Source organism: Curtobacterium sp. MCBD17_023, from assembly GCF_003224415.1.
In the GTDB taxonomy this organism is placed as follows: Bacteria; Actinomycetota; Actinomycetes; order Actinomycetales; family Microbacteriaceae; genus Curtobacterium.
On record NZ_QKLJ01000002.1, the window covers coordinates 245,944 to 259,438 of the forward strand.

The following is a 13,495-nucleotide window of genomic DNA, read 5'->3' on the forward strand; positions in this document are numbered from 1 at the left end:
GAGCGCCGGCGCACGCTGCCGAGTGCAGGACGGCCCGCATCCAGTCGGATGCGGGCCGTCCTGCATGTCAGGAGGTCCTGCGCGTCGGCAGGTCCTGCGTCGGGCTGCTGGCGCCGCCCCGGCGAGGCGTCAGCGCCGGTCGCTGCCGGGGGTGGCGGCGGAGCCGGTGAGTGCGCGGGTGACGGCATCCGGGTGCCGCACGCTCACGAGCCAGTAGGGCGTGGGGTCGGCGTCGTCGCGGACCTCGACCTTCACCACGCCGTGCACGTAGCCGCGGAAGAGCGTCCAGGCCCGCGCGTCGAGCTGCGGGCCGCGCTGACTCGTGGCGGCTGCGCCCGTGAAGCCCTCGACGGCACCCACCGCGGTGCGGGGCAGGTGTGCCCGGCCCGCACGGAACTCGGTCTCGGTCACCTCGATGACGGGGGCCAGGACCCACAGCAGCACGAGCACGGCGAGCTCCATCCCGATCGCGACGACGACTCCGGCCGTCACGCTGATGGGGAGGAACACGAGGAGGCTCGCGGGGACGACGAGCGCCGTCGCCAGGTACAGGGCGGGCGGCGCCCACAGTCGTTCGCGGTACACGGTCACCCCTCCATTCGACCATGCATCGCTGCGTGCTCCGAGCCAGGTCACGGATCGGTCACGGTCTGCACTACCCTCGACTCGTGACCGATGCAGTCGACGTGCTCTGGACCGGGGATGCCGCTCCCGTCTTCGCGAAACCCGGTGACGCCGGGGCCGACCTCGTCTCGGCCGAGGCGTTCGTCCTCGCGCCCGGACAGCGGCGCCTGGTGGGGACCGGTGTGGCGATCGCCCTCCCCGAGGGACACGTCGGGTTCGTGGTGCCCCGGAGCGGGCTCGCGGCGAAGCACGGCATCACGATCGTCAACGCCCCCGGCACGATCGACTCCGGCTACCGCGGCGAGGTCAAGGTGGCGCTGCTCAACACGGACGCCACCGAGCCCTACGCCGTCCAGGTCGGAGACCGCATCGCGCAGCTCGTGGTCCTCCCCGTCCCGCGGGTGACGTTCACACGGGTCGCCGACCTGCCGGAGAGTGTCCGCGGCCAGGACGGCTTCGGCTCGTCGGGCTACCGTGACGACGAGGGCGGGCACCCGGGCGTCTACGGCGTGGGGGACGCCCGACGGGACGCGGGCACCGACGGACACGACGGCGCGGCGACGCCCGTCGACATGCACGAACAGGGTCGAGAAGGGACGCGGTCATGAGGATCGGACGACGCAAGCGCGACGAGGTCGAGGTCGAGGTCGCCGAGGCCGTGGTGGACGACGTCGAGGTGGCCGGGCCGACGCCCGAGATCGAACTCGCCGACGACGCCGACGCCGGGCTGGACGAGGTGCTCGCCACCGAGTCGACCGACAAGTCCGCCCCCGCCGACCGCAGCGAGAACGGCCCGCTCGACGAGACCGAGGCGAACCTCGTGCGACCCTACGTGGACCTCGGCGGCGTGAAGATCCTGCCGCGCGAGGGCCTGCACCTCCGGCTCGAGGTGGAGGAGGACTCGAAGCGCGTCGTCGCGGTCGGGCTCGACTTCGACGAGTCCACCCTGCAGGTGCAGCCGTTCGCCGCCCCGCGGACCACCGGTCTCTGGCACGAGATCCGCGCGCAGATCGCCGAGCAGATCGAGCAGCAGGGCGGTGTCGTGACCGAGGTCGACGGCCCCTTCGGCCCCGAGCTCCGCGCACAGGTCCCCGTCGTCGGCGGCGCCGGCGTCACGGACGGCGTCCGCGCGGCCCGGTTCGTCGGCGTCGACGGCCCGCGCTGGTTCCTCCGCGGTGTGATCGCCGGCAAGGCCGCCGACCGACCCGAGGACTCCGCGGACATCGAGGAGCTGTTCCGCAGCGTCGTCGTCGTGCGGGGCACGACGCCGATGCCGCCGCGCGACCTCATCCCGCTGCACATGCCGAAGTCGACGCAGTCGACCATCTGACCCGGCCGCCGGCCGAACGCTCGACCCAGCCTGGAGGCCCGGTGACGGACCACGACGACCGCCCACGTCCGGACGGGGTCGCGCCCGAGCGCGACCCGTACGCCGAGGAGCGGGCGGAGCCGCTCTCGCTCCAGGCCCAGCTCCGGGATGCCGTGCGGAGCGCCGGCATCGGGCAGGTCGCCCCGGGGGAGGCTCCGTCGGGCAGGGCCCTGCTGACCGCGGTCGGCGGGGTGCGCGGGCTCGCCGAGTCGGTGCTGCCCGGCTTCGCGTTCCTCATCGTCTACGCGGTGACGAAGGAGGTCGTGCCGAGCGTCGTCGTCCCGGTCGCGATCGGGCTCGTCTTCGTGGTGCTCCGCCTGGTGCAGCGGCAGTCGATCATGATGTCCTTCGCGGGCATCTTCGGTGTCGCGATCTCGGCGGGCCTCGCGCTGCTGACCGGCCGGGCGGAGAGCAACTTCATCCCGGGCATCGTCATCAACGCGGTGTTCCTCGCGGTGATCCTCGTGACCCTGGCGATCCGGCGACCGCTCATCGGCCTGGTCGTCGGTCTCCTCGTCCCGGGCGACGAGGACGGGCACGACTGGCGGGACGACCCGGCGAAGCGTCGGGTGCTCACCGTCGCGACGTGGATGTGGGCCGGACTGTTCGCCTTCCGCCTCGCCTTCGAGATCCCGCTCTGGCTGACCGCGCAGGTCGAGCTGCTCGCGGGCATCAAGCTCATCACCGGCGTGCCCCTGTACGCCGCGCTGCTCTGGGTGACGTGGCTGCTCGTCCGGACCGTCTTCGTCCGGGACGAACCGGCCGCGGTGTAGAGTTGTCTCGACGTCAAGACACTTCCGCCCGGGCACGACGGCGTCCTCGGGTTTAGGTTCACCTTGCTGGTGGGACGTCCCGCGGCCCGCGAGGATGAGGGCACACCGATCAACTCAGGAGGCGGCACAGTGGCTGCAGTCAACAGCTTCGGATCGAAGGACACGCTCTCGGTTGGGGGTGTCGACTACGCGATCCACCGGATCGACCGGGTGCCCGGGCACGAGAAGCTGCCCTACAGCCTGAAGGTGCTGCTCGAGAACCTGCTCCGCACCGAGGACGGCGCGAACGTCACCGAGGGCCAGATCCGCGCGCTGGGCTCCTGGCGCCCCGAGGCCGAGCCGGACACCGAGATCCAGTTCTCCCCGGCCCGCGTGGTCATGCAGGACTTCACCGGCGTACCGTGCATCGTCGACCTCGCCACCATGCGCGAGGCGATGGCCGAGATCGGCGGCGACCCGAACAAGATCAATCCGCTCTCGCCGGCCGAGATGGTCATCGACCACTCCGTCATCGCGGACCTGTTCGGCAGCACCGACGCCCTTCAGCGCAACACCGACCTGGAGTACGAGCGCAACGGGGAGCGCTACCAGTTCCTCCGCTGGGGTCAGACGGCGTTCGAGGACTTCAAGGTCGTCCCGCCGGGCACCGGCATCGTCCACCAGGTGAACATCGAGTACCTGGCGAAGGTCACCTACACGCGCGACTTCGACGGCGAGACCTACGCCTACCCGGACACCCTCGTCGGCACCGACTCGCACACCACGATGGTGAACGGGCTCGGCGTGCTCGGCTGGGGCGTCGGCGGCATCGAGGCCGAGGCGGCGATGCTCGGCCAGCCCGTGTCGATGCTCATCCCGAAGGTCGTCGGCTTCAAGCTGTCCGGCGAGATCCCCGCCGGTGTGACCGCGACGGACGTGGTGCTCACGATCACCGAGCAGCTCCGGAAGCACGGCGTGGTCGGCAAGTTCGTCGAGTTCTACGGCGAGGGCGTCGGTGCGGTCCCGCTCGCGAACCGCGCGACCATCGGCAACATGAGCCCCGAGTTCGGTTCCACGGCGGCGATCTTCCCGGTCGACGACGTCACGCTCGACTACCTGCGCCTGACCGGTCGTGACGAGGCGCAGATCGCCCTCGTCGAGGCGTACTCGAAGACGCAGGGCCTCTGGCACGACCCCTCGGTCGAGCCCGTCTACTCCGAGTACATGGAACTGGACCTCTCCACGGTCGTCCCGTCGATCTCCGGGCCGAAGCGCCCGCAGGACCGGATCGTCCTCACCGAGGCGAAGGACCAGTTCGAGGTCGACCTCGCCAACTACGCGAGCATCGACCACACCGAAGAGGACAAGGCCGTGGCGGACACGTTCCCGGCGTCCGACCCGGTCGCCGCGGCCCCGGGTGACGAGCACGCCGTCGACGACCTGCAGGACGCCCCGGCGTCCGAGGTGCCGGTGCACGCCTCCAGCGCTCCCGGCTCGGTCTCGAAGCCGACGTCCGTCGCGATCGCCGACGGCGACCCGTTCACGATCGACCACGGCGCCGTCGCCATCGCCGCGATCACGTCCTGCACGAACACGTCGAACCCGTCGGTGATGATGGCCGCGGGCATCCTCGCGCGCAACGCATCTCGGAAGGGCCTCAAGGCCAAGCCGTGGGTCAAGACGACCCTCGCGCCCGGCTCCAAGGTCGTCACCGACTACTACGAGAAGGCCGGCCTCACGACCTACCTCGAGGACCTCGGCTTCTACACGGTCGGCTACGGCTGCACCACCTGCATCGGCAACTCGGGCCCGCTGCCCGAGGAGATCTCGCAGGCCGTGCAGGACAACGACCTGGCCGTCACCGCGGTGCTCTCGGGCAACCGCAACTTCGAGGGGCGCATCAACCCCGACGTGAAGATGAACTACCTGGCGTCCCCGCCGCTGGTCATCGCGTACGCCCTCGCCGGGTCGATGCACTTCGACTTCGACACCGACGCGCTCGGTACCGACACCGAGGGCAACGACGTCTTCCTCAAGGACATCTGGCCCGACACGGCCGAGGTCCAGCAGGTCATCGACGCGTCGATCGACACCGACATGTTCACGCACGAGTACGGCTCCGTGTTCGAGGGCGACGACCGGTGGAAGAACCTGCCCACCCCGACGGGCGACACCTTCGAGTGGGACAGCGAGTCGACCTACGTGCGGAAGCCCCCGTACTTCGACGGCATGACGATGCAGCCGGACCCCGTCTCGGACATCTCGGGCGCCCGCGTGCTCGCGAAGCTCGGCGATTCGGTCACGACGGACCACATCTCGCCGGCCGGCTCCATCAAGGCGGACAGCCCAGCGGGGCGGTACCTCGCCGAGCACGACGTCGACCGCAAGGACTTCAACTCCTACGGCTCGCGTCGCGGCAACCACGAGGTGATGATCCGCGGCACGTTCGCGAACATCCGCCTCCGCAACCAGCTCCTCGACGGCGTGGAGGGCGGCTACACCCGCGACTTCACCACGCCCGACGGCGCGCAGTCGTTCATCTACGACGCGTCCGAGCACTACCAGGCGCAGGGCATCTCGCTCGTCGTCCTCGGTGGCAAGGAGTACGGCTCCGGGTCGTCCCGCGACTGGGCGGCGAAGGGGACGAGCCTCCTCGGCGTCAAGGCGGTCATCACCGAGAGCTTCGAGCGCATCCACCGCTCGAACCTCATCGGCATGGGCGTCGTCCCGCTGCAGTTCCCCGCTGGTGAGTCGATCGAGTCCCTCGGGCTCGACGGCACCGAGGTCATCTCGATCTCGGGGCTCACCGCGCTGAACGAGGGCACCACGCCGAAGACGGTGCATGTCACCGCCGAGCCGAGCGAGCACTCGCCCGCCGGCAAGCAGACGGTCGAGTTCGACGCGGTCGTCCGCATCGACACCCCGGGCGAGGCCGACTACTACCGCAACGGCGGCATCCTGCAGTACGTCCTCCGGTCGCTCGTCTGACATCCCGGCGCGGTCGTCGACGCGAGCACGACACCTCCGGGAGGCCCGTCACCAGCTGGTGGCGGGCCTCCCGTCTGCTGTCGGGTCACGCGCATAGAGTGGGCCGACACCGCACGAAAGGATCGCCCGTGAGCCTGCTCGCCAGCATCACGTCGCCGCGCGACCTGAAGCGTCTCTCCGACGCGCAGACGACCGACCTCGCAGCGGAGATCCGCAGCTTCCTGGTCGCCGAGGTCGCGAAGACCGGCGGGCACCTCGGGCCGAACCTCGGCGTCGTCGAGCTGACGCTCGCGATGCACCGCGTGTTCGACTCGCCGCACGACCCGTTCGTGTTCGACACCGGGCACCAGTCCTACGTGCACAAGCTCGTCACCGGACGGCAGGACTTCTCGCACCTCCGCGAACGTGGCGGGATCGCCGGGTACCCGCAGCGGAGCGAGTCGGAGCACGACATCGTCGAGTCCTCACACGCGTCGTCGTCGCTGTCCTGGGCGGACGGGATCTCCCGCGCGTTCCAGCAGACGGGGCAGAGCGACCGCACGGTCGTCGCCGTCGTCGGCGACGGTGCCCTCACCGGCGGGATGACCTGGGAGGCGCTCAACAACATCTCCGACCAGAACGACCGTCGACTGGTCATCGTCGTCAACGACAACGGCCGGTCCTACGCGCCGACGATCGGCGGCATGGCCCGCTTCCTCAGCTCGGTGCGGACCCGTCGCGAGTACCGCACGCTGTACGAGAAGAGCCGTGCGGCGGCCGACCTCTTCGGGGCGCCCGGCCGAGCGGTGTACCGGGGACTCCGGGGTGGCCTGCACGGATTCCTGTCCCGGTTCACGAACAACGAGGCGCTGTACTCGAACCTCGACATCAAGTACGTCGGCCCCGTCGACGGGCACGACCAGCAGGCGATGGAGGCGGCGCTCCGGCAGGCGAAGGGCTACGGGTCCCCGGTCATCGTGCACGCCATCACGGAGAAGGGCCACGGCTTCGCGCCGGCGCTCCGCGACCAGGCGGACCAGTTCCACGCCGTCGGGCACATCGACCCCGAGACCGGGGAGTCGCTCGACGTGTCGTCGGGTCCGTCGTGGACCTCGGTCTTCGCGACCACCCTCGCCGAGGTCGGGCACGAGGACCCCCGCATCGTCGCGATCACGGCCGCGATGCTCCGGCCGACCGGCCTGCACCTCTTCGAGCAGGCGCACCCCGACCGTGTCTACGACGTCGGCATCGCCGAGCAGCACGCCGTGACGACCGCTGCAGGGCTCGCCTACGGCGGTCTGCACCCCGTCGTCGCCCTCTACGCGACGTTCCTCAACCGCGCGTTCGACCAGGTGCTCATGGACGTCGCCCTGCACCGGGCCGGCGTCACGTTCGTGCTCGACCGCGCGGGCATCACCGGCCCCGACGGTCCGTCGCACCACGGCATGTGGGACCTCGCGCTCCTGCAGGTCGTGCCCGGCATCCGGATCGCCGCCCCGCGCGACGCTGCGACCCTCCGCGAGGAGTTCCGGGAGGCCGTGGCCGTCGACGACGCCCCGACCGTGCTCCGGTGGTCGAAGGGCCAGGTCGGACCGGACATCCCCGCGGTCGAACGGCTGGTGGACGGGGTGGACGTGCTCCGGAGGCCCGCCGACGACCAGGAACCGGACGTCCTCGTCGTGGCCGTCGGGTCGATGGTGCCGACCGCGCTCGAGGCGGCGGCGCTCCTCGAGGCGCAGGGCATCGGCGTGACCGTCGTCGACCCGCGTTGGGTCGTCCCGATCCCGGTGTCGCTCATCGACCTGTCCCGCGACCACCGACTCGTCATCACCATCGAGGACGGCGTCCGGGTCGGCGGTGTGGGCACCCGGCTGCGGCAGGACCTCCGCGCTGCCGGGGTCGACACCGGTGTGAACGAGCTCGGGCTCCCGGACGAGTTCATCGACCACGCCAGCCGGACCCAGATCCTCGCTGACGCCGGGCTGACGGCGCAGGCCATCGCCCGCGACGTCATCGACCAGGTCGTCGGCACGAAGGTGCCCCAGGCGAAGCCGGCCCGCTCGCGGGAGTCCGCCGAGCGCTGAACGCCCGGCGCTGCCCGGCGCTGCCCGGGCGGACCCCGCCGACCCGCGCCCGCAGCCGTGGCGCACTTCGGCACGGCACAACGGGAACCGCCTCGAACCACGGACGTCCGTGGTTCGAGGCGGTTCCTGTTGTGCGGGTCCGGCCGGTGCCGGGGCCGGGGCCGGGCCGGGGCCGGGGCCCCGGCCGGCCGGGCTAGCGGCTGGCGGGGCCGACGATCCGCGGCTCGTGGAACGTGCCGCCGAAGACGCGCTCCGAGGCTCCGCTGCGGTCGAGGTACGGGCTGATGCCGCCGGCCTGGAACGGGTAGCCCGCGCCGAGGATGAGCCCGAGGTCGATCTCCTCGACGTGCTCGACCACGTGGTCCTCGAGCATGCGGTGCACCTCGTCGGCCAGGGCGTCCTCGAACCGGCGCTGCATCTCGGCAGCGTCGACCGGCTTCGCGTCCTTCTTCGACGGCGCGACGAGCTTCACGGCGGCGGGGTCGTACCCGGTCGCGTTGCCCTTCTTGTCGCGGGTCAGGATCGTGCCGTGCTCGGCGATCCGCTTCAGTCCGTCGCCGGGGTAGAAGCGCTCCGGCCACGCAGCGTGGTGCGAGTCGAGCACGTGCGCGCCCACCGGCAGACCGACGAGCTCGAGCAGCTCGAACGGCGACATCGGCAGGCCCAGGGGAGTGGCCCCCTCGGCGACGGTCTCGAAGGAGGTGCCCTCCTCGACGCCGCGCATGGCCTCGCCGAGCACCCGGGCGAGCACCCGGTTGACGACGAAGCCCGGCTGGTCGGCGGTGACGATCGCCGTCTTCTTCAGGGTCTTCGCGACCGCGAGCGCGGTGGCGAGTGCCTCGTCCGAGGTCTTCGCCGCCCGCACCACCTCGAGCAGCGGCATCACCGCGACCGGGTTGAAGAAGTGGAAGCCGACCAGACGCTCGGGGTTCGTCAGGACCGAGGCCATCTCGTCGACGGACAGCGACGACGTGTTCGTCGCGAGGATCGCGTCCGGCGCGATGACCTGCTCGATCTTGCGGAACACCTCCTGCTTGACGCTCATCTCCTCGAAGACGGCCTCGATGACCCAGTCGGCGTCGGCGAACGCGTCGTAGGACACCGACCCGGAGACGAGTCCGGTGATGCGGTTCGCGTCGTCGGGGGAGATGCGGCCCTTCTCGAGGAGCTTCGCGACCTCACCGGCGATCCGCGCCACCCCCGCGTCGACCCGCTCCTGCGACACGTCGGTGATGACGACGGGCACACCGAGACGGCGGGCGAAGAGCAGGGCGAACTGCGACGCCATGAGCCCGGCGCCGAGGACGCCGACCTTCGTGATCTTCTTCGCGTCGACGCCCTCGGGGGCACCGACGGGACGCTTGGCACGCTTCTGCACGAGGTCGAACGCGTACATCGACGCGGCGAACTGGTCGCCGGCCAGGAGGTCGGCGAGGGCGTCGTCCTCCCCCGCGAACCGCTCGTCGAGCGATCCCGACTTCGCCGCGGCGACCAGGTCGAGCGCACGGAACGGGGACTTCGGGACCGTGCCGATCTTCGACGCGACCTGGCTGCGTGCGACCTTGACGACCGTGCCCCAGGCTGCCTTCTCGAGCATCCCGGGTTCGTTCTTCCGCGTGACCTTGGTCCGGCCCGCCACGACGCCGTCGGCCCAGGCGACCGCGGACGGCAGGAACGTCACCGACGGGATGAGCGCGTCGCCGATGCCGAGCTCGACCGCGGCCTTGCCGTCCATCAGGCGGTTGTTCTTCAGCGGGTTCTCCACGATGACCCGGAGGGCCTTCTCGGGACCGATGAGCCGGGGGAGCAGCGTCGCGCCGCCCCAGCCGGGGATGATGCCGAGGAAGACCTCGGGCAGCCCGATGCCCTGCGCGGCGGACGAGAACACGCGGTACGTGCAGTGCAGCGCGACCTCGAGCCCGCCGCCGAGCGCGATGCCGTTGACGAACGCGAACGACGGGACCCCGAGCTCGCTGAACTTGCGGAGGGTGGCGTGCCCGAGGACGCCGAGCTCGTGCGCGACCTCGCGCGAGGGCAGTGCGGCAGCCTGCGAGAGGTCGGCGCCCGCGGCGAAGCAGTACTCCTTGCCGGTGACGGCGACGGCCTGGATGTCGCCCGCCGCCGCCGAAGCGCGGAGCCCGTCGAGCACGTCGGACAGCTCACGCATCGTGCGCGGCCCGAGCGTCGAGGGTCGCTTGTAGTCCTTGCCGTTGTCGAGCGTGATGAGCGCGAGGGTGCCGCCGGAGGGCAGCGCGACGTGCTTGACGTACGAGTGGGTGACGACCTCGTCCTCGCTCAGGGCCGTCAACTGGTCGGTCGGTGCGATGGTCATGGTCAGGCCGCCTTCCGTGCCGCGCTCTTGCTGAAGTTCGGGTTCTCCCAGATGACCGTGCCGCCCTGGCCGAGCCCGATGCACATCGTCGTGATGCCGTACTTGACGTCCGGGCGCTCGGCGAACTGCGCTGCGAGCTGGGTCATCAGGCGGACGCCACTCGACGCGAGGGGGTGCCCGACGGCGATGGCGCCGCCCCAGGCGTTCACGTTCGGGGAGTCCTGCGCGATGCCGTAGTTGTCGAGGAACGCGAGCACCTGCACGGCGAACGCCTCGTTGATCTCGAACAGACCGATGTCGTCGATCGACAGCCCGGCCTTCCGCAGCGCCTTGTCGGTCGCGGGCACCGGACCGACGCCCATGACCTCGGGCTCGACGCCGGCGAAGGCGAAGGACACCATGCGCATCTTGGTCGGCAGGCCGTGCTGCTTCGCGCCGTCCTCGGACGCGAGCAGGCTCATCGTCGCGCCGTCGTTCAGGCCCGCGGCGTTGCCGGCGGTGACCCGTCCATGCGGCCGGAACGGCGTCTTCAACGCAGCCAGGGCCTCCAGGGTGGTGCCCGGTCGGGGCGGCTCGTCCTTCGAGACGATGTCCCAGCCCTGGCCGGTGTTCACCTCGACGGGGACGACGTCGGGCTGCAGCTTGCCGGCGCCCCAGGCGGCGGCGTAGCGCTGCTGGGACTGCACGGCGAAGGCGTCGGTGCGGTCCTTCGTGATCGCGGGGAAGCGGTCGTGCAGGCGCTCGGCGGTGTTGCCCATCACGAGCGCGTCCGGGGCGACCATGCGCTCCGCGACGAAGCGGGGGTTGGGGTCGGCGTTGAAGCCCATCGGGTGGCGGCCCATGTGCTCGACGCCGCCCGCGATGGCGACGTCGGCGGCGCCGAACGCGATCGCGCCGGCCAGGGTCGTGACGCTCGTCATCGCGCCGGCGCACATCCGGTCGATCGCGTAGCCGGGGACGGACTTCGGCAGACCGGCCAGCATGCCGACGGTGCGCCCGAGGGTCAGACCCTGGTCGCCCTGCTGGGTCGTCGCGGCGACCGCGACGTCGTCCACGGCGGCACCGTCCAGCGAGCTGTTCCGGTCGAGCAGGCCACGCATCGCGTGCACCGCCAGGTCGTCGGCACGGGTGCGCCAGAAGACGCCCTTCTCACCGGCGCGGCCGAACGGTGTGCGGACACCGTCCACGAACACGACGTCTGATGTCTTCGGCAATGCGAGCCTCCAGATCCACAACGATCGGGCCGGGGGTCCTGTCGCCCCGACCTGGCCGGGCCTCGCCCGGCGACGCTCCGACGCTAGTACCCCCGGCTGAGCGGCGGCACGTCGGTTGGGCGGTTCCTACGAGCCGGTCGTCCCGGTGGCGGCGTCGGGCTGTCCGTCTGCGACAAGAGCGGCGTCACCCTGCTGAGCGGCGTCGAGCGCCGCGTCGTCCGGCTCGCCGTCCGGCCGGGAGGCCGTGGTCGCGGTGACCACTGCCGCCGGGTCCGCGACGGACCGGTCCGCTGCCACCTCGAACGCGTGTGCGATGACCGACGCGGTCTCCTCGACCTGCCACGGCCGGGCGTCGTGCGACGCGAGCGTGGCACCGACGGTCTCCGTCGCGACGGTCGCCGGCGGGTTCCACGACACGAGACGGAGCGTCTCCGGGGTGAGCAGGTTCTCGACGGGCAGGTCGAGCTCGGCGGCCCGGGCCGTGACGGCGGCCCGCGCGGCGCGGTACCGACGGTCCGCGTCCGGGTTGCGGTCGGCCCAGGCGCGGGGCGGCGGGAGGCTCGGCTCACCCCCGCCACGCAGGCGCGGCAGGTCCTCGGTGGTCCGGCCTTCCTCGACGGCGGCCCACCAGCGGTCGAGCTCGGAGCGGCTGGCCCGCCCGGTGAACGTCTTGAGCGCGCTGAGTTCCGCCCGGGAGGCGGGAGCGGCGGCGGCAGCGGCGACGATCGCGGCGTCCGGGATGGTCCGGCCCGGCGCGATGTCGGTCTCCTGCGCGTAAACGTCGCGTGCCTGCCACAGCGACCGTGCGATCGCGAGGGCACGGGCACCGCGGAGCACGTTCATCCCGGAGAGACGCCGCCACGGCTCGGCACGCGGGGGCTTCGGGGCACGGGCGAGGACGGCGGCGAACTCCTCCTCGGCGATCCGGGTCTTGCCGGCGGCCTCGAGGACCTCGGCGAGGGAGTCGCGCAGGTCGGGGAGCAGCTCGACGTCGAGGGCGGCGTAGACGAGCCAGGCCTGCGGGAGCGGCCGGGTCGACCAGTCCGCGGCGGAGTGGGCCTTCGCGAGCGTGATGCCGAGGAGCTGCTCGACGACCGCGCCGAGCCCCACCCGCGGGAACCCGGCGATCCGGGCACCGAGCTCGGTGTCGAAGATGCGGGTCGGGACGAGGCCGACCTCGCGGAGGCACGGCAGGTCCTGCGACGCGGCGTGGAACACCCACTCCTCGTCGACGATCGCGGCCTGGAGGTCGCTGAAGTCGCCGATCGCGATGGGGTCGAACAAGAAGGAACCGGAGCCGCGGCGGAACACCTGGATCAGGTAGGCCCGCTGTGAGTAGCGGTAGCCGCTGGCGCGTTCGGCGTCGACGGCGACCGGACCGGTGCCGGCGGCGATGCGTGCCACGGCGTCGAGGTACTCCTCGCGGCTCTCGATCACGTGGACGGCGGCGTGCGCGGCCTCGTAGGCGGGATCGGGTTCAGTCACGGGCGAGCCTCCGAGGGGCCAGGAGCGAGACGCCGTCCGAGGCCGGGGGGAGACCGGCGAGCATCGCCACGATCTCCTCCCAGGCCTGCACGTGCGGCGTCAGGTCGTCGTCGAGGGGCGTCCACGACGCCCGGAGTTCCAGTTGGGCACCGTCGCCCTGGGTCGCGAGCTCGCCGTACCCGCGGGAGATGATCTTCGTCGCCGTGCCGGAGGCGTTGGCGTACCGGGCGCCGTGCGCGCCGAGGGCGTCGACCAGCCAGCTCCACGTCACGTCGGCGACGAACTCGTCGACCCCGATCTCCGGCTCGAGCGGGGCCTGCGCGAAGGTGACGATGCGGTACGCGCCGCCCCATCCCTCCGGCTCGTCGGGGTCGTGCAGGGCGATGAAGCGTCCGGTGCCGAGGTCCGAATCGACGCCGTGCACGACCCCGGACACGTCCGCCGCGAGGGCGATCGAGTACGGCGCGATGCGGCTCGGCGAGGGGATCTCGGTGACCGTGGTCTCGGTGCGGGTCCTGCCCGTCGACACGAACGCGCGGAGACGCGCGAACGCCTCCGGTTCGGCGTCGGGGACTCGGGGTTCAGGCACGGATGCAGACTAGGCTCCGGACCGAGCACCGGTGCGGGCGGCACGCCGTCCGTCGCGCAGTCGTGCTGCCCGCAGTCGT

Annotated in this window: 10 protein-coding genes; 5 read left to right on the top strand and 5 right to left on the bottom strand. The window is 71.6% G+C overall.

Going from position 1 to position 13,495, the window contains the following annotated elements; all coding sequences use genetic code 11:
- Positions 1-129: 129 nt before the first annotated feature.
- Positions 130-591 (bottom strand): DUF3093 domain-containing protein, encoded by a 462-nt coding sequence (locus tag DEI84_RS03690; protein WP_110825451.1) that lies wholly within the window; start codon positions 589-591, stop codon positions 130-132.
- A 77-nt stretch (positions 592-668) separates the two neighbouring features.
- Between DEI84_RS03690 and dut the strand changes: the two genes are divergently transcribed.
- The 5 genes from dut to dxs all read left to right on the top strand — a co-directional run bounded on the left by dut (position 669) and on the right by dxs (position 7,796).
- Entirely contained in the window at positions 669-1,232 is a 564-nt protein-coding gene (gene dut, locus DEI84_RS03695; RefSeq protein WP_375537640.1) for a dUTP diphosphatase, read from the top strand.
- Complete coding sequence (locus DEI84_RS03700; protein WP_110889718.1) at positions 1,229-1,954, top strand: DUF3710 domain-containing protein; 726 nt, start codon at positions 1,229-1,231, stop codon at positions 1,952-1,954. The genes dut and DEI84_RS03700 overlap by 4 nt, the downstream gene beginning before the upstream one ends.
- A 41-nt stretch (positions 1,955-1,995) precedes the next feature.
- Positions 1,996-2,766 (top strand): DUF3159 domain-containing protein, encoded by a 771-nt coding sequence (locus tag DEI84_RS03705; RefSeq protein ID WP_110889719.1) that lies wholly within the window; start codon positions 1,996-1,998, stop codon positions 2,764-2,766.
- A gap of 129 nt (positions 2,767-2,895) precedes the next feature.
- Positions 2,896-5,733, top strand: coding sequence for an aconitate hydratase (locus tag DEI84_RS03710; protein ID WP_110889720.1), 2,838 nt, complete (start codon positions 2,896-2,898; stop codon positions 5,731-5,733).
- A 128-nt stretch (positions 5,734-5,861) separates the two neighbouring features.
- Positions 5,862-7,796, top strand: coding sequence for a 1-deoxy-D-xylulose-5-phosphate synthase (gene dxs / locus DEI84_RS03715; protein WP_110889721.1), 1,935 nt, complete (start codon positions 5,862-5,864; stop codon positions 7,794-7,796).
- 193 nt (positions 7,797-7,989) lie between these two features.
- Here dxs and DEI84_RS03720 read toward each other — a convergent pair whose 3' ends face one another.
- The 4 genes from DEI84_RS03720 to DEI84_RS03735 form a co-directional block, all read right to left on the bottom strand.
- Entirely contained in the window at positions 7,990-10,128 is a 2,139-nt protein-coding gene (locus DEI84_RS03720; RefSeq protein ID WP_110889722.1) for a 3-hydroxyacyl-CoA dehydrogenase NAD-binding domain-containing protein, read from the bottom strand.
- Between the two features lie 2 nt (positions 10,129-10,130).
- Complete coding sequence (locus DEI84_RS03725; RefSeq protein WP_110889723.1) at positions 10,131-11,342, bottom strand: thiolase family protein; 1,212 nt, start codon at positions 11,340-11,342, stop codon at positions 10,131-10,133.
- Between the two features lie 126 nt (positions 11,343-11,468).
- Positions 11,469-12,827: an HRDC domain-containing protein gene (locus tag DEI84_RS03730; RefSeq protein ID WP_110889724.1), complete on the bottom strand. Its 1,359-nt coding sequence runs from the start codon at positions 12,825-12,827 to the stop codon at positions 11,469-11,471.
- Positions 12,820-13,416, bottom strand: a complete 597-nt coding sequence (locus tag DEI84_RS03735; protein ID WP_110889725.1) for a DUF3000 domain-containing protein — start codon at positions 13,414-13,416, stop codon at positions 12,820-12,822. Before DEI84_RS03735 ends, DEI84_RS03730 begins: the two co-directional genes overlap by 8 nt.
- Positions 13,417-13,495: the final 79 nt, after the last annotated feature.